The organism is Pseudomonas sp. FME51 (genome assembly GCF_014897305.1).
Genome location: NZ_JABUYN010000008.1, coordinates 132,292 through 156,358, shown reverse-complemented (window position 1 = coordinate 156,358; position 24,067 = coordinate 132,292). Strand labels below are relative to the sequence as shown.

The following is a 24,067-nucleotide window of genomic DNA, read 5'->3' as shown; positions in this document are numbered from 1 at the left end:
CTCCCCTCAGCCGCGGCGCGCGTAGCGCTTGAGCAGGCCGGGAATATCCAGAATCAGCGCTATGCGCCCGTCGCCGGTGATAGTCGCACCCGCCATACCGGCGGTACCGTGCAACATGCGCCCCAACGGCTTGATGACCACTTCTTCCTGGCCCACCAGCTGGTCGACCACAAAGCCTACCCGCTGGGTACCGACCGATACGATCACCACACTGGCAGCGGAACGGTCGGCATCCTGTTCAGCACCGGGCATCAGCCAGCGTTTGAGCCAGAACAGCGGCAACGCCTTGTCGCGCACCAGAATCACTTCCTGCCCGTCCACTACGTTGGTACGCGACAGATCAAGACTGTAGATTTCGTTCACGCTGACCAGCGGCAAGGCGAACGCCTGATTGTCCAGCATCACCATCAGCGTCGGCATGATCGCCAGGGTCAGCGGCACCTTGATGGCAATCTGCGTGCCCTTGCCCTTGGTCGATTCGATGGCAATGGTGCCATTGAGTTGGGAAATACGGGTCCGGACCACATCCATACCGACACCGCGACCGGACACGTCGGACACCTCGGTCTTGGTAGAGAAGCCCGCAGCCAGAATCAGATTGAAGCATTCCCCGTCGCTCAGTCGCTCGGCGGCGTCGCGATCCATCATGCCCTTCTCCACTGCCTTGGCGCGCAGTACTTCGGGATCCATGCCGCGCCCATCATCAGTGATGGTGAGCAGGATATGATCGCCTTCCTGACGGGCAGCAAGGACCATCCGACCAACCCGCGGTTTACCGGCAGCTTCCCGCTCGTCGGGCATTTCGATGCCATGGTCCACCGAGTTGCGTACCAGATGCACCAAGGGATCAGCCAGCGCCTCGACCAGGTTCTTGTCCAGATCAGTGTCTTCGCCGATCAGTTCCAGGGTGATTTCCTTTTTCAGGCTGCGCGACAGATCGCGTACCACCCGAGGGAAGCGGCCGAACACTTTCTTGATCGGCTGCATGCGGGTCTTCATCACCGAGGCCTGCAGATCAGCGGTGACCACATCCAGATTACCCACCGCCTTGGCCAGCTCTTCATCTTCCCGGTCGACACCCAGACGCATCAGCCGGTTGCGCACCAGCACCAGCTCACCCACCATGTTCATGATGTCATCGAGGCGCGCAGTATCCACTCGCACTGTGGTTTCAGCCGCAGGCGCCTCGCTGACCGGCTCGCTCTTCTTTTCTTCGCGTGCCGGTGTTTTGGGGGCAACGACGGACACAGGCCCGGCCGCCGGCTCGGAAGGAACCGGAGTCGCTTTGACAGGCGCTACGTCAGCAATAACACCGGGCCCCTTACCAGGACCGTGCAGCTGGTCCAGCAGCGCTTCGAACTCATCATCGGTAATAACGTCAGCCACCGATTCCGGGAGGGTGTCGGGCTGAGCCGGTGCGGCTGTGTCGGGCTCGGCACTACCCGGCCCCTTGCCCGTGCCATGCAACTGGTCTAGCAGAGCTTCAAACTCGTCATCGGTGATGTCATCACTGGCAGCAGCAGGCGCTTCGGGCGTCGAGTCTTCTTCCGGTTTGACGTGCAGCGCCTCGAGCAACAGCTCGAACTCATCGTCCGTGATATCTCCGGCTTCCGGTTGCACCTCGGCAACGCTTGGCTCTACGGCAGGAGCTGCGACCTCTGCAACAGGCCCAGCGGTATCGGCAGCAGGCTGCGCCAGCACTGACAGCGCAGACAGCAGTTGCGGCTCAGCAGGCGTGAGCGCCGCACCTTCACGCACCTGGGTGAACATGCTGTTGATGGTATCCAGGGTTTGCAATACCACATCCATCAGCTCGGCATCGACCTGACGCTCACCCTTGCGCAGGATATCGAATACGTTTTCGGCGATATGGCAGCAGGCCACCAGCGCATCAAGCTGCAGGAAGCCAGCACCACCTTTGACGGTATGAAAGCCACGAAAAATGGCGTTGAGCAGATTGGTATCGTCGGGGCGGTTTTCCAGGTCGACCAGCTGTTCCGACAGCAATTCGAGAATTTCCCCAGCTTCTACCAGAAAGTCCTGGAGAATTTCTTCATCCGCATCAAAGCTCATTTAGTACTCCCTCAGAACCCAAGGCTGGACAGCAGGTCGTCGACCTCATCCTGTCCCGACACCACATCATCCCTCTTATCGGCATGAATCTGCGGACCTTCACCCTTCTGCGATGATTTTTTTTCATCCAGCTCGGAAAGGTTGTGCTGAATACCCGCTATCCGGTCGACCTGGCCGGCCATGCGCACCAGATTCAGCAGACTCTCCTCAACATCATGCACCAGAGTGATGACGCGCTTGATCACCTGACCGGTCAGATCCTGGTAGTCCTGAGCCATAAGGATATCGTTCAGGTTCGCCGATACTTCGCCGCTGTGCTGCTCGCTGCGCTCGAGAAACGCCAGAATATTGCGTGACAACTCACGGAATTCCGCCGCGCTCATCTCCCGCCGCTGCAGCCGTGCCCATTCGGCACGCAAGGTTGCCGCCTCGCGGCCGAGCGCCGATACCACCGGCGCACTGCTCTCGACCAGATCCATGGTCCGGTTGGCAGCCTTGTCCGTCAGTCTGACCACGTAGTCGAGGCGGTCAGAGGCGTCGGAGATCTTCGATGCTTCCGCGGCTTCAGCTTCGCTATCGAGCGTACGCACAGTGTCGATCTGGAAATTGATGATCGAGTTGTGCAGCGCGCGGGTAAGCTTGCCAACCTCGTAATACAGGCCGCGGTCGCGGGCCTGATTGATCTCGTGGATGACCAGGACTGCCTCGCGGTAATCGCCGTCTTCAAGGTGATCCACCAACTTCCGGGCATTGTTTTTCAGGGAATGCTCGAACTCATCGGCGATCGTCTGGCCGGGATTACTGCTCAGTGCCATCTTGCCCCCGGAAGTCATCTGGCCTCGACCCGCTCAAAAACCTTCTCGATTTTTTCTTTCAGCGCTTGGGCAGTAAAGGGTTTGACTACATAACCATTGACGCCCGCCTGGGCCGCCTCGATGATCTGGTCGCGCTTGGCTTCTGCCGTCACCATCAACACCGGCAGATGCTTCAAGCGTTCATCTGCACGCACCGCACGCAGCAAGTCAATCCCGCTCATACCCGGCATATTCCAGTCGGTCACCAGAAAATCGAAGTTGCCGCTTTGCAACATCGGCAACGCCGTGGTGCCGTCATCGGCTTCTGCGGTATTGGTGAAACCGAGATCACGCAACAGGTTCTTGATAATGCGTCGCATCGTCGAAAAATCATCGACGATGAGAATTTTCATGTTTTTGTCCAAGTGGACCTCCATACAAACCAGAAGAAGTGCAGTCACCTTGCACTCTGCGAAACTGTTGCCACTGACCAGACGTAACGCTGGGAAACCCGAATCAACCGTCGCGCCAGTCGGCCATACGGCCGCGCAGACGCGCTGCGCACTGACTGTGCAACTGACTGACCCTGGACTCGCTTACGCCGAGCACCGCACCGATTTCCTTGAGGTTCAACTCCTCGTCGTAATACAGCGACAGCACCAGCCGCTCGCGTTCGGGCAGCTTGTCTATCGCTTCGGCCAATGCCTTGCGAAAGCGCTCGTCCTCCACCCCATCAAAGGGCTCATGATCGGAGCCGATCTCGGTTGGCGCGCCGGCCTCCAACAGGTCTTCAAAACTGAACAACTTGCTGCCAGCCGTGTCATTGAGAATCGCGTAATAATCTTCGAGGCTCATGTCCAATTCGGCCGCAACCTCGTGATCTTTAGCATCACGGCCAATTTTCGCCTCAACGGCACGGATTGCACTGCTGACCAGGCGGGTGTTGCGATGGACCGAGCGGGGGGCCCAATCACCTTTGCGCACGTCATCCAGCATCGAACCACGAATGCGGATCCCAGCATAGGTCTCAAAGCTGGCACCCTTGCCATGATCGAACTTGCGCGAGGCTTCCAGCAAACCAATCATGCCAGCCTGAATCAGATCATCCACCTGCACACTGGCGGGCAGGCGGGCAAGCATGTGGTAGGCAATACGTTTGACCAGCGGCGCATACTGCTGCACCAGGCGGTCCTGCTCAGTGGCAGCCCCCATGGTACGCGCATACATATTGACGCCGCCCCCTGCCCCTATGCTCATGACGGTATTTCGGCCCGCTGCACCAGGCGCTCGACGAAGAATTCCAGATGCCCGCGCGGACTGGAAGGCAATGGCCAGGCGTCGACCTTGCGGGCGATGCCGCGGATGGCCAGCGAGGCCTTGCTCCGCGGGAAAGCCTCGTATACTCCGCGCTGCCTCTGCGCTGCCTTGCGGATGGATTCATCGTAGGGCACGGCACCAACGTACTGCAGAGCCACTTCCAGGAAACGGTCAGTCACCTGCAGCAGCTTGTTGAAAACATTATGCCCTTCCTGCGGGGTGTGAACCATATTCGCCAGTACCCGGAAGCGGGTCACGCCGTGGTCGCGATTGAGCAGCTTGATCAACGCATAGGCGTCGGTGATCGAGGTCGGTTCATCACACACCACCACAATGACTTCCTGGGCGGCGCGGACGAAACTGACCACCGAATCACCGATGCCGGCAGCGGTATCGACAATCAGCACATCCATGTCATCGCCGATGTCGCTGAACGCCTGAATCAGCCCGGCATGCTCACGTGGCCCGAGATTGACCATCTCAGCGGCCCCCGAGGCCGCGGGCACGATACGTATTCCACCCGGACCCGTGATCATCACTTCGCGCAGATCGCAGTTGCCTGCCAATACATCCGCTAATGTCGCCTTGGGCCGCAGCCCCAGCTGCACATCGATATTGGCCAACCCCAGGTCAGCATCCATCAACACCACGCGACGCCCGAGTTCGGCCAGCGCCAGGGACAGGTTGATCGACACGTTGGTCTTACCGACGCCGCCTTTGCCGCCGGTAACTGCGATTACCTGAACCGGATGATTGCCCATCTATACTGTCGCCTTTATCAAATCGTTAACCTGCGCGCTGACTATGGAGTATACCGGCAAAAACATCGGCCATGGTCTGGTCGGCTGCCACCTCGTTGCCTGCCAGACCTACGGCGCGACTGACCAGCTGATGTCCGACACCCCGTGCCAGATCATCGGGGATGCGCTGGCCATCAGCCACATAGGCTACCGGGAGACGTTGCTCCATAGCCAGCCCCATGGCCTCGCCCAGCGTGGCGGCCTCATCCACTTTGGTCAGAACGCAGCCCACCGGGTTGCAACTGCGGTAATTGTGCCACGCCGCCTTGAGCACTCGATATTGACTGGTAGCCGCCAATACCAACAAGGTGCTGATACGCGAGCCTTGCGCTGCCAACTCACTGAGCTGACCGCGCAATTGCGGATCCTGCGCCTGCAGCCCGGCCGTATCCACCAACACCAGACGCTTGTTACCGAACTCCTCAAGGACGTCATTCAGACTGTTCTGCTCATCCACCACCCGTACCGGTATGTTGAGGATTCGGCCCAGGGTGCGCAACTGCTCATGCGCGCCAATGCGGTAGGTATCCATGGTCACCAACGCCACACTCTGGCTGCCGTGCTTGAGCACGTAGCGCGCCGCCAGCTTGCCCAGCGTGGTGGTCTTGCCGGCACCGGTCGGCCCGACCAGGGCAATTACGCCGCCCTGATCGATCAGCTCTTCCCGCAGAGCGGGAATGCCCTGGGCCAGATGTGCCAGCAACAGGCGCCAAGCTTGGCGTATGTCGGTCACATCGACCACCTTGGCCAATAATTCCTTGCACAGCTCCGGGGGCAGTCCCAGGTGCACCAAACGGCGCCATAGGCTGGCCTGCCGCGGCTGATGTTGATTGACCTGCCCCCAGGCCAGGCCACCCAGCTGTGATTCGAGCATGTCGCGCAAACCGGCAATTTCCGAACGCATAGCGTCAAAATCATCCGTCGCCACAGGAGCAGGCTTGGCTGCCGCCTCTATGGGTGCTGTTGGCGCTGCACGCTCACTGTGCAGCCGTTCCAGCAGATCACGCGCCACTGGCGAGCCTTGCTCTGCAGCCTGGCGCATGCTGTCACCGAATAATTGACGGTTCACACTGGGGCCATCGGACGGACGCTCGCCTTCCTGCAGACTGGCTCGGGCGCTGATGATGCGCTCCTGGGTCTTCTTCAGCTCCAGATCCAGGCCGGGCGTGGGCGGTGTCAGGCGCGGCGCTTCATAATCCAGCGCCGCAGTCAGCTCGACACCACCAGCTACCCGCCGGTTGGCGATGATGGAAGCATCCGCTCCCATCTCATCGCGCACCAGTTTCATTGCCGAGCGCATGTCTGCTGCAAAAAAACGTTTGACTCTCATGGCCTGACTCACCCCTGTGTAAATCAATTCTGTCCGACGGTGGCAACGATGGTGACCTGCTTGCTATCGGGTATTTCCTGGTAGGACAACACCTGCGCTCCGGGCGCCGCGTATCTGACGAACCTTGCCATCATGTTGCGTACCGGACCGGCGACCAGCAATATCGCCGGCTTGCCCTGCATTTCCTGACGCTGCACCATATCGGCAAGCGATCGCTGCAGCTTCTCCGCCATACCCGGCTCCAACAAAATGCCGTCATCATTGCCCTGACCGGCCTTCTGCAGACTCTGAAGCAATATCTGTTCCAACCTGGGCTCCAGGGTAATTACAGGCAGCTCGGACTCAAGCCCGACAATGCTTTGCACGATGGAGCGGGATAAGGCGATGCGCACCGCGGCGATCAAAGCGCCGGTATCTTGACTCTTGCCCGACTGGTTCGCGATGGCCTCGGCAATGGTACGGATATCCCTTACCGGTACCTGCTCCTGCAGCAACCCCTGCAACACCTTGAGCAGGCCGGACAGGGAAATGATTCCCGGCACCAATTCCTCAGCCAGCTTGGGCGACGCCTTGGCCAGCACCTTGAGCAGCTGCTGAACTTCCTCATGGCCGAGCAGCTCATGGGAATGCTTGTAAAGAATCTGGTTCAGGTGAGTGGCGACCACGGTGCTGACATCCACCACTGTGTAGCCCAGAGATTGCGCCTGATCCTTGTGCATGGGCTCGATCCACACGGCTTCCAGGCCAAACGCAGGGTCTTTGCCCGGAATACCCTTGATCTCACCGAACACCTGACCCGGATTTATTGCCAGCTCACGGTCGGCATGCACTTCGGCCTCCGCCACGCCCACCCCCATCAGCGTGATGCGATAGACGTTCGGTGCCAGATCCAGGTTGTCGCGGATATGCACGGACGGCATGAGGAAACCCAGGTCCTGTGACAGCTTCTTGCGGATCCCCTTGATCCGCGCCAGCAACTGCCCCCCCTGACTGCGATCGACCAAGGGGATCAGCCGGTAGCCGACTTCCAGCCCAACCATGTCCACCGGGGTGACATCATCCCAGCCCAGCTCCCGGCTTTCCGGTCGCTGCAACGCCGGCAGCTGCGCCTGCTGCTCAACAGCCTGCTCCGCCTCAGCCTTGATCCGCTGCCGGTTGGCAATGAAATAAGCGCCGCCAGCGGCCATGGCTCCCAGACTCAGAAAGGACAGGTGCGGCATACCCGGAATCAGGCCCATGACGATCATGATCGCCGCCGCGATACCCAGCGCCTTTGGGGACGCGAACATCTGCCGCTTAACCTGACCACCCATATCTTCGGAAGTGGAAACCCGCGTCACCATGATGGCAGCGGCGGTGGACAGCAGCAGCGAGGGAATCTGCGCCACCAGGCCGTCACCGATGGTCAGCAGCACATAGATTTCACCGGCCTCGGCAAAGCCCAGCCCATGCTGCGCCATGCCAATGGCCAGACCGCCAATGACGTTGATGAACAGGATCAGCAGACCGGCCACCGCATCGCCGCGAACAAACTTGCTGGCACCGTCCATCGAACCATAGAAGTCCGCTTCCTGGGCCACTTCCATACGGCGAACCTTGGCTTCTTCCTGATCGACCAGACCCGCGTTCAAGTCAGCATCAATCGCCATCTGCTTGCCGGGCATGGCGTCCAGAGTGAAGCGCGCACTGACCTCGGATATGCGTCCGGCCCCCTTGGTCACCACCACGAAGTTGATGATCATGAGGATGGTAAACACCACCAGACCGACCACGAAGTTGCCGCCGATCACCACTTCGCCGAAGGCCTGGATCACCTTGCCCGCCGCATCTCCGCCCTCATGCCCGTGCAGCAATACCACCCGGGTCGAGGCCACGTTGAGCGCCAGGCGCAGCAAGGTGGCCACCAGTAGAATGGTTGGGAAGGCGGCAAAATCCAGTGGCCGCAGGGCGTAGGCACAGACCAGCAGTACGACCAGTGACAACGCAATATTGAAGGTGAAGAACACGTCCAGCAGAAACGGCGGGACCGGCAGCATCATCATGCCGAGCATGGCCAGCAGCAAAATCGGCACACCCAGGCTACCGTGGCGCAGACCCGCCAGATTGCTGCGCATGGAGCTCATCATCTCACCACGATCGACTGGCATTCCCCTGAGTTACCTCAAAACAATAAATTGACGAAAAAGTTCCGTGGACCTACCCAAAGCAAGAACTGTTCCATAATGCCAATAAAACCCATCATCCAACCTGGCTGCCCGCAGGGCTGTGCCCAGGCAAGCTTCAAAGGCTAGAATGCCGACGACTTTCTGCCATCAAGCAAGAACAACAAATGCTGTATTTTCTCTGGTCACTGCCCGCCCTGGTCGTTCTGGCGACCATCCTCAGCGGCCATGCCAACATCACCGTCGCCTCGATCCTGGGTCTGATGACGGCCATTCCCGTGGCCTTGTTTGCCGGCCCCATCGGTTTCGAGACCGCCCAGTTATCCGAGGCGCTGCTGCGCGGACTGTGGATCGGCGCGGTGATCGCGCCCTACATCCTCGGTGGTCTGCTGTTCTGGCAGATAGCCGCACGCGGACCATCTGACCCCTCCTCTACCCCGACCACCGGCAATACCGAACTGGATAGCAGTACCTGGACGCCGCTGGCCCGGCGCCGGCTGGTGTTCTTCGCCTGCTTCCTGGTCGGCCCCTTTGCCGAATCAGTGACCGGGTTCGGTGTCGGCATGCTGGGTACGGTTATCCTGCTGCGCCGCTTCAATTTCGCGGCCCGGCACCTGATGATCTTCGCGCTACTCAGTCAGACGGTGATCCCCTGGGGTGCAATGAGCAGTGGCACCCTGCTGGCCGCAGCCTATGCACGCATTCCTGCGGTGCAATTGGCGTTGTACACAGCGGCACCAGTGGCGCTGTTGATGCTGGTCTGGCTCACCCTGTTCTGGCAGACCGCTCGCCGGGCCGGCATCTCCGCTCCCTGGTCAGAATGCCTACGCGAGGTGGCCTGGATCGCCGCCAGCCTGCTGACACTGGTGCTCACTTCCTTTTATCTGGGACCGGAAACAGCCTTGCTGGCAGCCTACGGCCCGCTGATCGTCGTCCGCTATCTGCTGGACCTGCGGCCAGACCGGCATCAGACACGGACGGCGGCGCGCAAGATCCTGCCCTACGTTCTGCTGATCGGTGGCCTGGCCTTGAGCCGGCTGCTGCCTGAACTGCGCAGCACCCTGAGTACCTTTGCTCAAGTAGCATTGTTCGAGGACCTGCCTGCCTGGTCGCCGCTGTTCCATGCCGGCAGCTGGCTGATTGTCGGCGCGCTGATCATTCTGTTGTTGCGCCGGCAGACCGGCAGTCTGCGCCAGGAACTCAGCACCGCCTGGCGCACCGGCCAGCACGCAGTATTGACGCTGTTCCTGTTCGCCATGATGGCCGAGGTGCTGACTGCTTCCGGTATCTCCGGCGCCTTCGCCAGCGCCACCTTCAGCGCGCTGGGTGAAAAAGCGATTCTGGTCACCCCGCTGCTGTCGGGCGGATTCAGTATCCTGGCCAACAGCGGCAACCCGGCCAATAGCCTGTTCATGCCATCGCAAGTGGCGCTGGCCGCCCAGGCCGGATTGAGCATCCCGGCGGTAGCCGCACTGCAGCATGCCTCGGGTATGTGTCTGGGGTTCTTCTCGCCGGTAAGAATGTCGATCGCCGCCAGCCTGACCGGCGGCTATGGGGAAGAACGGCGGGTCTATGGGCAATTGTTGCCTTTCGCTCTGGCTGCGCTACTGCTGTTGATCTGCGCGGCACTGTGGGTGGCATCAACCGATGGCGCTATGCCCAGCCCGGTCTGATGATCACCCGCTGGGCTATGCCTTGGTGACATCCGGGGTTAGCATGACCGGCACATCCCTGCTGTTCCGGAGCCCCTATGACCACCCCAGCCGTACCACTCTCGATTCTGGATCTCTGTCCCGTCACCCTGGATTCGACCCCGGCTCAGGCCTTGCGCAACAGCCTGCAGCTCGCCAGACAGGCCGAGCAGCTGGGCTACAGGCGCTTCTGGGTGGCCGAGCATCACAACATGGTCGGTATTGCCAGCGCCGCGACCTCGGTGGTTATCGGCTATCTCGCCGCCGGTACCGAACGTATTCGTCTCGGCTCGGGCGGCATCATGCTACCGAACCACTCGCCGCTGCAGATCGCCGAACAGTTCGGCACCCTGGAATCGCTGTATCCCGGTCGTATCGATCTGGGTCTGGGACGCGCACCTGGCACCGACATGGCCACCGCACGCGCATTGCGCCGCGGCCGTACCGATGGGGAAGATTTTCCGCAGATGCTCGAGGAGCTTCGCCATTATTTTGCCGAACCGGAGCCGGGCCAGCGCCTGGTCGCCGTGCCCGGTGCCGGCCTTGATGTGCCCATCTGGCTACTCGGCTCCAGCACCTTCAGCGCCCAGCTGGCGGCCAGTCTCGGTCTGCCCTTCGCCTTTGCCGGACAGTTCTCGCCGGACTACCTGATGGTCGCCATGCGCGCCTATCAGGACAACTTCGTACCCTCGGACACCTTGCAGCAGCCCCACGCCATGCTCGGCATCAATGCCTTTGTCGCCGACACCCGTGACGAAGCCCATTACCTGGCCAGCTCACACCAGCAGTCCTTCCTCAACATGATCCGTGGCGAGCGCGGCCAGCTGCGCCCCCCGGTCGAAGACATGGATGCGCTATGGCAGCCCCATGAACGCCATCAGGTACTGTCGACCCTGGCTGGCACCCTGATCGGCGATGAGCAGACGGTTGCCCAACAGATGGCCGACCTGCTCGAGCGCAGCGGCGCCAACGAGTTGATCGTCAACAGTCCGATCTACGACCCGGACAAACGCTGTGACAGTTATCGCCGCCTGATGGCTGCCGCCGCAGGTCTTTGAGCGGCCCGCCAAGATGACCCGAACTTTGCCGGCTCCGACCTTTCCAAAACGGTAACCCCGTCTGGAAAAGTCGAGAGCCCATCATGAGCAGCATCCCCCGGGACACCGCATTTGACAGCAGCACCGCCTTTCTGCAGAACGGCTACAACTTCATCTCCGATCGCTGCCGGGAACATGCCAGCGACATATTCCAGACCCGCATCATGTTGCGGCCGGTGTACTGCGTCAGCGGCGAGGACGCAGCGCGAATGTTCTACGTGCCGGGGCGCTTCACCCGCAACCATGCCATGCCGCCAACCACCCTTTCATTGCTGCAGGACAAGGGCAGCAGCCTGACATTGACCGGCGAGGCCCATGCCCGCCGCAAGGAAATGTTCATGGCGCTGATGGGGCCGGCCCGCCTGAAGCAACTGGTGGAGATTTTCGAGCAGGAGTGGCAAGCACAACTGCCCCGCTGGCAGACAACACCCTCGGTAGTACTGCAGAACGAAGCCGAATATATTCTATGCCGCAGCGCCTGCCGCTGGGCCGGCATCACCCTCGATGAAACCCAGGCCAGACAGCGCACCACGGAGTTGGCGGCCATGATCGACGGCGCCGGCAGCATAGGTCCACGCAACTGGAATGCCCAACTGCTACGCCAACGGACTGAATACTGGGCCCGAGAGCTGATCCGCCAGGCCCGCAATCACTCTCGCCCAGATCCGCACACACCGCTGGATATCATTGCTCATCACACCGCGCTGCACGGCCATGGCGTGGACTACCGCACTGCCGCTGTGGAACTGCTCAATCTGCTCCGGCCTATCGTCGCCATTGCTCGTTACATTACCTACTCGGCGCTGGCCCTCCATCACCACCCCGAATATCGGCAGCGGCTGCGTAACGGCGAAGAAGGCCTGGCCGAACTGTTCGCCCATGAAGTCCGCCGCTTCTACCCCTTCTTCCCCGCCGTCGGCGGTATCGCCCTGGAAGATTTCGAATGGCGCGGTCACCCGTTCCATCAGGGCGACTGGATGTTGCTCGACCTGCACGGCACCAATCACGACCCACGTATCTGGCGGCAACCTGAACGCTTCTACCCGGAGCGCTTCAGCGACTGGGATCACAGTCCCTACAACTTCATCCCTCAGGGTGGTGGCGAATACTCGCATGGCCATCGCTGCGCAGGGGAATGGCTCACGGTCGAAGTGATCAAGTCGGCGCTGAAGATGCTCTCCAGCGGGATGAATTACCAGGTACCCGAGCAGGATCTGAGCATCCGCCTGTCCCGCATGCCGGCAATAGTGCAGAGCCGCTTTGTGATCGACCAGGTGCAGAGCGGCAGCGCGACATAATAGATTGCCGAAGCCGTGGAAAGCGGCGTAGAATGCGTCGCGTTGCGGGTGTAGCTCAATGGTAGAGCAGAAGCTTCCCAAGCTTACGACGAGGGTTCGATTCCCTTCACCCGCTCCATGATTTCGGCTTTTCCTCGATTTACTCTCAGCTTTTTCCCCTTGCCACTAATGCGGCAGACGAATTCAGCCATGAATCTGTTCCTCGCCGGGGCGCGGCCAAAACGCTAGAATCTCGGCAGGCCCCAGTGCGTCAGCATCCGCGTATTTCAGCGCGGTGCGCGGCGAATGGTTTTGACCAGATCCTCGGGCGTGATCGAGCCTACAATGTTGGCGCCACTGCCCGGCTGCGGCAGGTTGAGAATGTTGCCTTTGATCTTGCCAATAACGTGCATTTCACAGGGCTTGCAGTCGAATTTCAACGTCAGCACTTCGTCACCATGAACCAGCTGCATAGGCGCTACCTTGGTGCGCACACCGGTCACACCCTTGGCCTGTTTCGGACACAGGTTGAAAGAGAAACGCAGGCAGTGCTTGGTGATCATCACCGGCACTTCGCCGGTTTCCTCATGCGCTTCATAAGCCGCATCGATCAGCTCCACACCGTAGCGGCGGTAGAAAGTGCGGGCCTTCTCGTTGTAGACGTTGGCCAGAAAAGTCAGGTGCGATTGCGGATAGACCGGTGGCGGAACGCTGACCGGCTTGCGGCTGCCGTGCGGGAAAGCGGCGATGCGCGCCTCGCTCAGCTTTTCGATCAGCTCGCGGCGCAGGCCCTTGAGTTGCGAATTGGGCACGAAAGGAACGAAGGAAGCGGCAATCTCGACCTGCTCGGCGTGGTATTGGGTTGTACCCAACTGACCCAGCAGATCGCGGAGCTGCTCCTCAGCCTGCTCCGGTTTCTTCGCCGGCTCGAACGGACCATCCAGCTGGCTGCTGACGCTGATACCTTCTTCGCTGGTGACGCTGAGTTTGAGGCTGTCTGCGCTCAGCTCAGCCTGCCAGCGCAGACCGATGCGGCGCTCGGCTGAGACTTTCTGCAAAGCCTGCTGCCAGTTGTGATCAAGGTTGCGACTGAGCGTCTGCGGCAACCGCGCTCGCTGCAGTTGTTCCGGCATCTCGTTGGGCTCGATACGGTACTGCCAGCGCGGCTGACCGTCTTCTTCGAAGCGGGCCAGTTCCTGAGCGATGTTGGCCCGAAAGCCCACCACTTCCCGCTTGACCAGCACGTTCAGACCATCGCCGTTGGACAGCGGCTCATGGGTCACGGTCAGCAGGTCGTTCTTGCGCACCTGTTGCAGCTCACCTACCACCAGCCCGGTGAAGGTCGGCGAGTCGAAGGCGCCGATATCGATCTTGCGATCACTGACAAAGTAGTCGGTGCTGCCACGGTGAAAGGTCTTGTCCGGGTCGGGTACGAAGAAATGCGCGGTGCGGCCACTGGAAGCGCGGGCCAAGTCAGGGCGACCTTCCAGAATCTCGTCCAGTCGCTGGCGGTAATAGGCAGTGATATTTTTCACGTAGCCCATGTCTTTGTAACGCCCTTCAATCTTGAATGAGCGCACGCCGGCATCGATCAGCGCCAGCAGGTTGGCGCTCTGATTATTGTCCTTCATGGACAGCAGATGTTTTTCGTAAGCGACGACGCCGCCGTGCTCATCCTTGAGGGTGTACGGCAGACGGCAGGCCTGGGAACAGTCGCCGCGGTTGGCGCTGCGGCCGGTCTGGGCGTGGGAGATGTTGCACTGCCCGGAGAAGGCCACACACAGCGCACCGTGAATGAAAAACTCGAGTGTGGTATCCACCTCCTCATGAATGCTGCGGATCTGCTGCAGGTTCAGTTCACGGGCCAATACCAGCTGCGAGAAACCGGCCTGACCGAGGAATCGGGCCTTGTCCAGGGTGCGGATATCACACTGGGTGCTGGCATGGATTTCGATTGGCGGGATATCCAGCTCGAGGATGCCCATGTCCTGAATGATCAGCGCATCCACGCCGGCATCATATAGCTGATGGATCAGCAGGCGCGCACCTTCCAGCTCGTCGTCATGCAGGATGGTGTTGAGCGTGACGAAGATGCGCACATGGAACAATCTGGCGAAGCGCACCAACTCGGCGATATCGGCTACGCTGTTTTCAGCGTTGTGCCGGGCACCGAAGCTCGGGCCACCGATGTAGATGGCATCAGCGCCGTGCAGAATGGCCTCACGGGCGATGGCGACATCCCGAGCTGGGCTGAGCAATTCGAGGTGGTGCTTGGGTAGGGACATGGACAGGACCGCACTGGTGGAAACCGGCGATTGTAGCTGTTACGGCCGAATCCTGCACGGTCAGGTGATGCGCGGACAGTCATGGCGATCTCTCGCCATGACTGGTTCAGTTCAACTCAGTTCGCTCCGCAGGTAGGCAAGCCCGGCCGCTGAGGGTTGGTAAAGGTACAACCGTAATCCGCATCAGCCACCATGGCAGGGTCGAGCACCTCATCCCCGGCCGGCTTGTCATCGTCATTGACCCAATCCAGCCAGTCGTTCATCGCCCGGGTAATCTCCTGATTGGAGAATTCACAATGGCCCGTTGCCCGAATAGCGCGCTGTACCAGAAGATCTTCGTTGCCATACTCCTCAGCCCCTTCGCGATACAGTTGTTGATGGCGGAACGGCACATAGAAGTCGCCCAAAGTATGCAAAGTCAGCACAGGCACATCAAAATCACCCTGGATCAGGGGAATCCAGCGCACCCCATCTTTCCGCTTGAGGTTGGCATCCTCATCGGCACTGACTCTTGCGATATTTTCGTTGAACGTCAGTTCGTCTCCGGTTGGCTCTGAATCGCTGGTCCAACGGTAAACCTGATCCTCATTGCCATAGCCGTTACGCGCCAGGATACCCTCGATATCACCTTCCGAGCCGCCCGTCCCCAGCACCGCGAACTGCCACATATCAACCGCAAAACCCTGCTCGAAGATGGGCCGCTCTCCCCCCGTAAGATTACGCGCAGCGGCTATCAGGCGCTCGCCGGCCACTCCACGCGGGGACCGCCAGTCCGGCGAAGAGCCGCTGAAGTTGAACAGCGTACCCAGCATCTGCGGCAGCAAATCCTGGAAGTCGCTATAGTCCGCGTCACCGTAGCCACTCAACTCCATCATCACCCGCGGATAGTCGCCCAGCCACTGAAACTGGTTCTGCTCCGCCTGACACATCGGCATCGCGCCCGCGTAAGGCACTTTGTTCAACGTTCTTTCCATGTTCTCGCGGTCCACCGCCGCGGCAGCGACATGACCACCCAGCGACTCACCGGAAATCAGGTACTGGTCAGCCGTTGCAAGCCGTACACCATGGTCTGCTTCCAGATAATCAACGATATTCAGCGCCAACTTGTTGGTATCCTCAATGCCGGCTCGCACATCGTAGTAGTTAGCCGAATAGGATGAGGATGCCCAGGCGTAACCCGCCGCCAATACCGCATCGCGCCACGCGTCCCGCGGCACCGACGTCGGCAGGTCCACTCCCGTGCCACGATAGCCATGGGTATACATGATCAATCCATTACCATCCCAAGCGTCGGGGACCTCGATGGCGTAGACGGCCTTGCCCTGCAACCCATCATAGGTACCGACATAAGCGCTGCTGCCGGCACGGGCAGTGATCGGACCCTCCTTTGGAACGAAAACACGCTCGTCCTGTACGCGGGTCATATCGGGCGGAGCAACATCGTCATCAGAACCACCGCTACTACTGCTACCGCCGCCTCCACTGAGACAACCGGAGAGCAGCAAAGTACTGAGAGTAAGGGGTAACACAGCCAGATAAAAAGGTGCGTTGCGCAAGGTAAACCTCCATTGTTTTTGTAATCGCTACCCGGGCACGAAGCGGCCCAGCGCATTTCACAGCATAGTCAAGCCTGCTTAATGTGCTGCTGCATAAGTTACGTTGATATCACCCCAGAAACGCATCACTGAAATGGGTGAGTCTGCACCGCCCCATGGCAGTCAACCCTCACCCTATCTGCTGATCTCAACTGGTCTGACGGCCAGCGTCGCCCCGAGTCGGGCCTCCCACAAGATATGCGAGGGGCACAAGGGTGTTTGATGGGAAGGCGCTATTTCAGACCCAGCCGCCGTGCCAGCTTGTGCAGGTTGCTGGCATCCAGCTCCAACAGGCGTGCGGCGGCGCTCCAGTTATCATCGGTCGCTATCAAGGCTTGACGGATCTGCTCGCGCTGGCAGGACTCCACTGCAATGCGTAAGGGCTGAATGTCTGCTTCAGAGGGTGTAATCAAGGGATCGGCCGCCGCCTGCACGGCGACGCCGCTGATTGGGATATCCAGCAACGCCGCATCCAGTGAAAGCATTGCCTGACGCGAGCCATTGCGACCCAGCGCCTTGATCGCCGCCCGACTGATCACATGTTCCAGTTCGCGCACGTTGCCCGGCCAGTCATAGGTCAGCAGCGCCTGCTCGGCGTCCGGCGACAATCTCAGACTGCGCACACCCAGGCGCGCGCGGTTCAGCTCGAGAAAGTGTCCGGCCAGCAACAGGATATCGTTGCCGCGATCGCGCAGCGGCGGAACCGGGACCGGATAGACTGACAAACGGTGATAGAGGTCGGCGCGGAAGTCGCCCTTGGCCACCGAATCCGCCAGGTTGCGGTTGGTCGCGGCAATGATGCGCACATCCACACGCAGCGGCTGATCGGCGCCCAGGCGCTGGATTTCGCCGTTCTGCAAGGTTCGCAACAGTTTGGCCTGCACATGCAGCGGCAGCTCGCCCACTTCATCAAGAAACAGCGTGCCGCCATTGGCCGCATCAAAGCGCCCTCCCCGATCAGTGCTGGCTCCGGAGAACGCACCTTTGACGTGACCGAACAGCTCACTTTCAGCAAGAGATTCGGGCAGCGCTGCGCAGTTGACCTGCACCAGCGGCTTGTCAGCGCGCGGCGAGTGCCTGTGCAGCCAATGGGCGAACAACTCCTTGCCCACCCCTGTCTCGCCGGTGATCAGGACTGTCAGATCCGAATCCGCCACTACAGCCAGCTCGTCAAGCAGACGCGTGACGACCGGGCTGTGACCGACAATCCCATGCTGCTGCAGCCCCGGCAAGGCTCGATGATCGTCGGCGCGAACCAGACGCAGAGCACGATTCTCCTGCTCCAGGCGTGTCACGCGCAGCAGCGCCTCCACCAGCGGCAACAGGTGCTGCAGCTTCTGCCGGGCCGCCTCATCAAAGGTGCCGGCGTCCAGCGCGTCGAGTGTCAGAGCGCCCCACAGCTCCCCTTCCACATACAGGCTTATACCCATGCAGTCATGCACCGGCAGCGGCTCGCCGGGGCTTTCATCCAGCAAGCCATCATAGGGATCAGGTAACGGACTGTCGGATTCGAACCAGGTGGGTTCGCGGCGGGAAAGTAGTGCGGCAAGGCGCGGTTGGCGGGCCACTTCAAAACGTCTGCCGAGTGCATCCTGGACCAGGCCAACGGCCGCAACCGGACGCAGAGAGTCGTTTTCATGTTGCAACAGCACAACAGCACCGCAAGCGAAGCTCTCTCGTAATACCTGGACCAGGCGCTGCAAGCGTACGGCAGCGGGTAACTCAGCCACCAGGTCTGGCAGCAGAAAATGCTCGATCATGGTTCAATTCACCCTTGCATGGTTTTATAAACCATAGCGCGTCTAGGTATATTGCACCAACAATACTTAATTAGCTTAAATATCAGGTAGTTATAAATGGCACGTGAATTGCTAGGCTATTGATAGCGACACATTACAGCTGTTACCGCCACTTTATCGGAGCACATCTGATGCCTTACGACTTCCTTGACACTCAGCTGGGCACCATCGCTCGAGAGCTTCCCGGCGCCACCCGCGTATTACACGCCCAGCGTCTGGACTTCTGCTGCAATGGTCAGCGCACCCTGGCTGAAGCTTGCCTTCGTAAAGGCATTGATCCTGCCGCGACAGTTGCCGCCCTGGAGCAGCTATGCGCCGTCGACCAGAACGAGCAGAACTGGAACCACGCGTCTGCCGACCAGTTGATCCAGCATATTCTGACGCGCTACCACGAATGCCATCGGGAACAGCTACCCGAGCTGATCAGGCTGGCCCGACGTGTCGAACAGGTGCATGGCAATAACCCCGATTGCCCGAACGGGCTGACTGATCATCTCTCCGATATGCAACAGGAACTGGAAAGCCATATGGCTAAGGAGGAACAGATTCTGTTCCCGATGCTGATGCGGGGCGAAGAAAGCCTGTCACGCGGGCCGATCAGCGTGATGCGCTTCGAGCATGACCAGCACAGCCAGGCGCTGGACAAGCTGTACGCGCTGACCAACGATGTCACCCCGCCGCCTCATGCCTGCAATACCTGGCAGGCTCTGTACCGAGGACTGAACGAATTCTGCGCGGACCTGATGGACCATATTCACCTGGAGAACAACATTCTGTTCGTTGCCCCGGTAACCGCGAAAGCGCTATAGAACAAACATGGTCTTGGCGCATATAACCAGCAACACTGCATGCGCCAAGAGGCTTATATTCAACAGGTGCATGGTTCGCTCGGTTACCCGCTGAGCACGTCGCAGAAAGATCAGCGCCGCGTAATGACCGATGATCAGCAGCGCGAGCAAGATCTTCAGGCTGAGCAAGGTGGCGAAGTGGCTGGAAAACGGGTCGGCCAGCAGGCTGCGATAGGGCCAGGCAAGCGTCAGCCCGGCGCCATAGAGCACAAGGGCAACGACGTGGATGACCCGTCGGGCCTGCTGACCCAGAGCCTGGCTCATGGGAGTACGAACGCCGGCGTCCAGGCGACGACCGGCCGGCGTCAGAATCAGCACCTGAAAGAACAGCGTGCCGATAAACGCCATGGCCGCGAGCAGATGCAGAATTTTAATCAGCAGATATGTCATACGTTATTCCAGTGATGAAAGCGTCGCCTGATACGGCGGCGCAAAGAGCATAACAAGCAATCAGGAGATTTTCATGCCGGACAATCGCACTCAACTACCCGTGCTGTTTGCATTGGGCTTTCGCCCCTTGTTTCTGGCGGGCAGTCTGTTTGCCGTGCTGGCCATCCCGCTGTGGATCGCCGCTTTCTTCGGCCATATCGAGCTGTCCCCCGCCGGGGGCTGGCTGGCCTGGCACCGACACGAGATGGTCTTCGGTTTCGGCGTCGCCATTGTCGCAGGCTTTCTGCTGACGGCCATTCAGGCCTGGACCGGCGTACCGGCGCTCACCGGCAAACCCGTGCTGCTGATGGCCGGCTTGTGGCTGGCCGGACGCCTGTGCTGGCTGCTCGGCGCACCCTTGTGGCTGCTGATTCCAGTCGACCTGTTATTTCTGCCACTGGTGGCCTTGGCCATCGGCCATTCGTTATGGAAAGTACGTCAGGCACGTAACTATCCGATCGTGGTCATGTTGTCCTTGCTGACCCTGTGCAACCTGCTTGTGCTGATCGGTCTGCAGAAGGAAGACTTCTTCCTGCAGCGCCATGGCGCAGTCGCGGCATTATGGTTGATCGCCGGCTTGATGGGCTTGATCGGCGGGCGCGTTATCCCCTTCTTCACCCAGCGTGGCCTGGGCCTGACAGAACCGGTGGAGGCCTGGCCGCGTCTGGACAACCTGCTTATGGTCGGCAGTATTCTGGTTGCCCTGCTGATGCTCAGCGGTGTCGGACTGCGGCCTTCACCCTGGCAAGCGCCCATTTATCTGTCTCTGGGTCTGGGTCACATCGTCAGGCTGCTGCGCTGGCATCACCCGAAAATCTGGACGGTGCCGCTGCTCTGGTCCCTGCACCTGTCCTACGCCTGGCTGGCGTTGGCGCTGATCGCCATGGCCTTGTGGCATGGCGGCTGGCTCGGAGGCTTCAGTCAGGCGCTGCATCTGCTGGCCATCGGCGGCATGGGCGGCATGATCCTGGCCATGATCGCCCGAGTCAGCCTCGGCCACACCGGGCGCCCTCTGCAACCAGCGGCCTCGATGAGCCTCGCCTTCATCCTGCTCAATCTTGCGGTGCCGCTGCGCGTCTGGCTGACCATACCCATGCCGCAGACCGGCTTCTGGCTGGCCAGTCTGTGCTGGGCAGCAGCCTTTGGGCTCTATGTGTGGAATTACACTGCAATCTTGACGGCGCCTCGGCCAGATGGGCGGCCAGGCTGACAGCCATATCTCTCCATGGAGGCAGTCAGATGACTGCCTCTTTCAAGATTGATCAGAATCTGCAGCGCCAGCCTGCAGATCCACTTCCGCGAGGTTGATCTGCAGTTTGTTCAGGTAATGCAGGATGCTCACTACATCATCAAAGCCAAAACCCTTGAGTCCTTGTGCATAAAAATCATAGATGCGCTGTTGCAGTTGCTCCCAGTACGCCCGGCCCTGCTCAGTCATGACCACCAGCCGCGCACGCCCATCATCCGGATGAGGCACCCGCAATACATGTTGATCACGCTCCATGCGCTTGAGCACGCCGTCCAAACTCTGACGGCTGACCACCAGGTATTCTGTCAACATGTTGAAGGAAATACCTTGCTCGTAACCCTCCCGGGACAGCGCGCCCAGTACCGCCCATTGCACGGTGCTGACGCCCATCTCGTTCTGAACCTGGCGCTGCAAGGTATTGCCTGTCTGAAACAGACGGAAGAACAGCCTGTTGGCTACGCTGTTGTATTCACTGCTATTCATGCCTCTCCATTCCCCGGCAACCGGTTCAAAGAGCCCGCCGCCGGCGGAGCTCATTTCTTCAGTGTTTCTCTGGCGATGATGTTCTTCATGATCTGGGCGGTGCCATCACCGATCTGCAGGCCCAGCACGTCACGCAGACGCTGCGCCATGGGCAAGTCTTCGCCATAGCCGGTATGACCATGCGCCAGAAGGCACTGCTTGATGACATCGAAGGCCAGTTTCGGCCCCCACCACTTGTTCATCGCCGCTTCGGCATTGTGCGGCAGATTATTGTCTTTCAACCACAGTGAATGGAAGCATTGCAGGCGCGCCGCATGCACATAGGTCTGATATTCGGCCAGCGGATGGGTCAACCCCTGGAACGCCGACAACGATTGGCCAAAAGCCTGGCGTTCGTTCAGCCAGACCCAGGTCTCATCCAGCGACACCTGTGCCAACGCCAGGCACTGCAAGCCGATCAGCGCGCGGCTGTAGTCAAAGCCCTGCATCACCTGCTTGAAGCCCTGCCCTTCCTCACCCAACATATTTTCCGCTGGCACTTCGACGTTATCAAAGAAGATCGAACCACGTCCGATGGCCCGTTGGCCCGCGTCCTCGAAACGGGTAGTGGTGATGCCTGGCGTATTCATCGGCACCAGGAAGGCGCTGATACCGCTGGCACGCTGCTCCTGAGTACCGGTACGGGCAAACACCACGGTCACATCCGACTGGTCGGCCATCGAGATCGAGGTTTTTTCACCGTTGAGCACGAACATATCACCACGGCGCTCAGCCTTGAGCCGCAAACTGGCTGCGTCCGAACCACCATGGGGTTCAGTCAGCGCAATACAGGCGACCTTGTCGCCACTGATCATACCGCTCAACCATTCTTCGGCCAGGTGTGGTGCGGCATAGTTGGCAATGATCTGACCGTTGAGTGAGGTCAGCAGCGGGATATAACCCACGTTGAAATCACCCTTGGAGATTTCCTCGATGATGATGCCACTGGTGACACAATCCAGATCGCTGCCACCGAAACGCGACGACAGTTCGCCGCCGAGAAAGCCCATCTCACCCATCTGCCGAATGGTTTCGCGCTCGATACGACCTTCCCGGTCACGACGGCGATAACCCGGCGCCAACACATCGGCGCTGAAGCGCGCGACACTGTCGCGAATGGCATTCTGGTCTTCACTGAATCCGAAATTCATATCTGCTCTCCCACCCGCTGATCCGGGAAGCAGCCGACGACAGTGGTCGCCGGCCTCATCATCACTTGTAGTACTTGCGGAACTCGGGCTTGCGCTTCTCGAGGAATGCCCGACCGCCCTCCTTCGACTCTTCAGTGTCGTAGTACAGGCTCAGAGCCTGCATACCCAGCGCGCCGATACCGGCGATATTTTCGCTATCAGCGTTGAAGGAGCGCTTGGCGATGGACAGGGCCGTCGGGCTCTTCTCAAGAATTTCATCACACCACTTCTGCACTTCGGCATCCAGCTCAGCCTGGGGTACCACGGCGTTGACCAGGCCCCACTCCAGCGCCTGCTGGGCAGTGTATTTGCGGCACAGATACCAGATTTCACGGGCACGCTTCTCGCCGATCACCCGGGCCAGATAGGCTGTACCGAAGCCCGGATCGACCGAGCCGACTTTGGGTCCTGCCTGGCCAAAGATAGCGTTGTCCGACGCGATACTCAGGTCACAGACCACATGCAGTACGTGACCACCGCCGATGGCAAAGCCATTGACCTTGGCGATAACCGGCTTGGGCACCTGACGGATCAGTGTCTGCAGCTCTTCCACCGGCAGGCCGATGATGCCGCGGCCGTCGTACTGGCCGTCATGTGCACCCTGGTCACCGCCGGTGCAGAACGCCTTGTCACCGGCACCGGTCAGTACGATGACGCCGATTTCCTTGTTCCAGCCGGCGCGGTTGAAAGCGTCCAGCAGCTCCATGCAGGTCTGGCCACGGAAGGCGTTGTAACGCTCCGGGCGATTCATGGTGATAGTGGCGACGCCGTCTTTTTCTTCGTAGAGGATATCTTCGTAATTCATGATCTTTTCTCCTGATTAACCGGCCATGGTCAGGCCGCCAGACACGCTGATAACCTGTCCGGTAATGAAATCGGCATCGTCACTGGCCAGCAGCGCGATGATTCCCGGATAGTCTTCCGGCTGCCCCAGACGACGCTTGGGCACTGCATTCTTGAAGGCTTCCAGCAGTTTCTCCGGGTTGTTCGAGGTGTCCGCCACGGCTTTCAGCAGTGCGGTATCCGTCGGGCCTGGGCAAACCACGTTGAAGTTGACGTTCTTGGTAGCCAGCTCGCGAGCCAGAGTCTTGCTCAGGCCGACCAGCCCGGCTTTGCATGCCGCATACACAGCTTCACCTGAAGAACCTACCCGTGCCGCGTCAGAAGCAACGTTAATCACCTTGCCACCGCCTGCTTCGAGCATCCGTGGCAGCACCACGTGGTGCATGTTCAGCGCTCCGGTCAGGTTGATCGAGATCAGCTGATCCCACATGGCCGGTTCGGTCTTGAGAAATGGCATGAAACGGTCGAAGCCGGCGTTGTTGACCAGTACCGTGGGGATGCCCAGATCCCGCTCGATGGCTGCCACAGTGGTTTCTATCGCTGCGTAATCGGTGATATCCGCCGCATAGGCCTTGGCCTTGCCGCCGGCCTCGGTGATCAGATCAGCCGTGGCCTGGGCTGCCGCTGCATCCCGATCCAGCACCGCGACCAGACTGCCTTCTTCGGCAAACCGACGTGATACTGCCCGCCCGATTCCACCACCACCGCCGGTGATGATGACTGTTTTTCCGTCAAGTCCTCGCATAGCGACCTCTCTCATGTGCTT

General features: G+C 59.9%; 20 protein-coding genes and 1 tRNA gene. 6 read left to right on the top strand and 15 right to left on the bottom strand.

Going from position 1 to position 24,067, the window contains the following annotated elements; translation table 11 throughout:
- Nucleotides 1-6: 6 nt before the first annotated feature.
- The 7 genes from INT39_RS15090 to flhA all read right to left on the bottom strand — a co-directional run bounded on the left by INT39_RS15090 (nt 7) and on the right by flhA (nt 8,440).
- Nucleotides 7-2,073 (bottom strand): chemotaxis protein CheA, encoded by a 2,067-nt coding sequence (locus tag INT39_RS15090; RefSeq protein WP_193074817.1) that lies wholly within the window; start codon nt 2,071-2,073, stop codon nt 7-9.
- Nucleotides 2,074-2,084: 11 nt separating this feature from the next.
- Entirely contained in the window at nt 2,085-2,888 is an 804-nt protein-coding gene (locus INT39_RS15085) for a protein phosphatase CheZ (RefSeq protein WP_193074816.1), read from the bottom strand.
- Nucleotides 2,889-2,902: 14 nt separating this feature from the next.
- Nucleotides 2,903-3,280: a chemotaxis response regulator CheY gene (locus INT39_RS15080; protein WP_172828670.1), complete on the bottom strand. Its 378-nt coding sequence runs from the start codon at nt 3,278-3,280 to the stop codon at nt 2,903-2,905.
- Nucleotides 3,281-3,383: 103 nt separating this feature from the next.
- Entirely contained in the window at nt 3,384-4,118 is a 735-nt protein-coding gene (locus tag INT39_RS15075; RefSeq protein ID WP_413468935.1) for an RNA polymerase sigma factor FliA, read from the bottom strand.
- A 2-nt stretch (nt 4,119-4,120) separates the two neighbouring features.
- The gene (locus tag INT39_RS15070; protein ID WP_193074815.1) at nt 4,121-4,945 is read right to left on the bottom strand and encodes a MinD/ParA family protein; all 825 of its coding nucleotides are present in this window, start codon (nt 4,943-4,945) and stop codon (nt 4,121-4,123) included.
- Nucleotides 4,946-4,970: 25 nt separating this feature from the next.
- A complete protein-coding gene (gene flhF, locus INT39_RS15065) occupies nt 4,971-6,314 on the bottom strand; it encodes a flagellar biosynthesis protein FlhF (RefSeq protein WP_193074814.1) in 1,344 nt (447 codons plus the stop codon).
- Nucleotides 6,315-6,337: 23 nt separating this feature from the next.
- Nucleotides 6,338-8,440 carry a flagellar biosynthesis protein FlhA gene (gene flhA / locus INT39_RS15060; protein WP_413468934.1) on the bottom strand — a complete coding sequence of 701 codons (2,103 nt, stop codon included), beginning with the start codon at nt 8,438-8,440 and terminating at the stop codon, nt 6,338-6,340.
- Between the two features lie 203 nt (nt 8,441-8,643).
- Between flhA and INT39_RS15055 the strand changes: the two genes are divergently transcribed.
- The 4 genes from INT39_RS15055 (at nt 8,644) to INT39_RS15040 (ending at nt 12,680) form a co-directional block, all read left to right on the top strand.
- Nucleotides 8,644-10,149 (top strand): L-lactate permease, encoded by a 1,506-nt coding sequence (locus INT39_RS15055; protein WP_193074812.1) that lies wholly within the window; start codon nt 8,644-8,646, stop codon nt 10,147-10,149.
- A gap of 77 nt (nt 10,150-10,226) precedes the next feature.
- Complete coding sequence (locus tag INT39_RS15050; RefSeq protein WP_193074811.1) at nt 10,227-11,225, top strand: LLM class flavin-dependent oxidoreductase; 999 nt, start codon at nt 10,227-10,229, stop codon at nt 11,223-11,225.
- A gap of 83 nt (nt 11,226-11,308) precedes the next feature.
- Nucleotides 11,309-12,562 (top strand): cytochrome P450, encoded by a 1,254-nt coding sequence (locus INT39_RS15045; RefSeq protein ID WP_193074810.1) that lies wholly within the window; start codon nt 11,309-11,311, stop codon nt 12,560-12,562.
- Nucleotides 12,563-12,606: 44 nt separating this feature from the next.
- Nucleotides 12,607-12,680, top strand: a tRNA-Gly gene (locus tag INT39_RS15040).
- A gap of 148 nt (nt 12,681-12,828) precedes the next feature.
- Here INT39_RS15040 and INT39_RS15035 read toward each other — a convergent pair.
- From INT39_RS15035 to norR, 3 genes are all read right to left on the bottom strand, one after another.
- Nucleotides 12,829-14,826 (bottom strand): peptidase U32 family protein, encoded by a 1,998-nt coding sequence (locus INT39_RS15035; protein WP_193074809.1) that lies wholly within the window; start codon nt 14,824-14,826, stop codon nt 12,829-12,831.
- Nucleotides 14,827-14,942: 116 nt separating this feature from the next.
- Nucleotides 14,943-16,382 (bottom strand): alpha/beta hydrolase, encoded by a 1,440-nt coding sequence (locus INT39_RS15030; RefSeq protein WP_193074808.1) that lies wholly within the window; start codon nt 16,380-16,382, stop codon nt 14,943-14,945.
- Between the two features lie 272 nt (nt 16,383-16,654).
- Nucleotides 16,655-18,181, bottom strand: coding sequence for a nitric oxide reductase transcriptional regulator NorR (gene norR, locus INT39_RS15025; protein WP_193074807.1), 1,527 nt, complete (start codon nt 18,179-18,181; stop codon nt 16,655-16,657).
- Between the two features lie 170 nt (nt 18,182-18,351).
- On the opposite strand from norR, the gene ytfE reads away from it, so the two are divergent.
- Nucleotides 18,352-19,029: an iron-sulfur cluster repair protein YtfE gene (ytfE, locus tag INT39_RS15020; protein WP_193074806.1), complete on the top strand. Its 678-nt coding sequence runs from the start codon at nt 18,352-18,354 to the stop codon at nt 19,027-19,029.
- Here the strand turns inward: ytfE and INT39_RS15015 are convergent.
- Nucleotides 19,024-19,458: a hypothetical protein gene (locus tag INT39_RS15015; protein ID WP_193074805.1), complete on the bottom strand. Its 435-nt coding sequence runs from the start codon at nt 19,456-19,458 to the stop codon at nt 19,024-19,026. The genes ytfE and INT39_RS15015 overlap by 6 nt on opposite strands.
- Before the next feature lie 67 nt (nt 19,459-19,525).
- Here INT39_RS15015 and INT39_RS15010 point away from each other — a divergent pair, with 67 nt between their 5' ends.
- Nucleotides 19,526-20,707, top strand: coding sequence for an NnrS family protein (locus tag INT39_RS15010; RefSeq protein WP_413468933.1), 1,182 nt, complete (start codon nt 19,526-19,528; stop codon nt 20,705-20,707).
- Nucleotides 20,708-20,749: 42 nt separating this feature from the next.
- On the opposite strand, the gene INT39_RS15005 is transcribed toward INT39_RS15010, so the two are convergent.
- The 4 genes from INT39_RS15005 to INT39_RS14990 all read right to left on the bottom strand — a co-directional run bounded on the left by INT39_RS15005 (nt 20,750) and on the right by INT39_RS14990 (nt 24,046).
- The gene (locus tag INT39_RS15005; protein WP_193074803.1) at nt 20,750-21,229 is read right to left on the bottom strand and encodes a MarR family winged helix-turn-helix transcriptional regulator; all 480 of its coding nucleotides are present in this window, start codon (nt 21,227-21,229) and stop codon (nt 20,750-20,752) included.
- A gap of 50 nt (nt 21,230-21,279) precedes the next feature.
- Nucleotides 21,280-22,419 (bottom strand): cyclohexanecarboxyl-CoA dehydrogenase, encoded by a 1,140-nt coding sequence (gene aliB / locus INT39_RS15000; protein WP_193074802.1) that lies wholly within the window; start codon nt 22,417-22,419, stop codon nt 21,280-21,282.
- Nucleotides 22,420-22,480: 61 nt separating this feature from the next.
- On the bottom strand, nt 22,481-23,263 hold the full coding sequence (locus INT39_RS14995; protein WP_193074801.1) for an enoyl-CoA hydratase-related protein: 783 nt from the start codon (nt 23,261-23,263) through the stop codon (nt 22,481-22,483).
- A 15-nt stretch (nt 23,264-23,278) separates the two neighbouring features.
- Complete coding sequence (locus INT39_RS14990) at nt 23,279-24,046, bottom strand: SDR family NAD(P)-dependent oxidoreductase (RefSeq protein ID WP_193074800.1); 768 nt, start codon at nt 24,044-24,046, stop codon at nt 23,279-23,281.
- Nucleotides 24,047-24,067 lie beyond the last annotated feature (21 nt).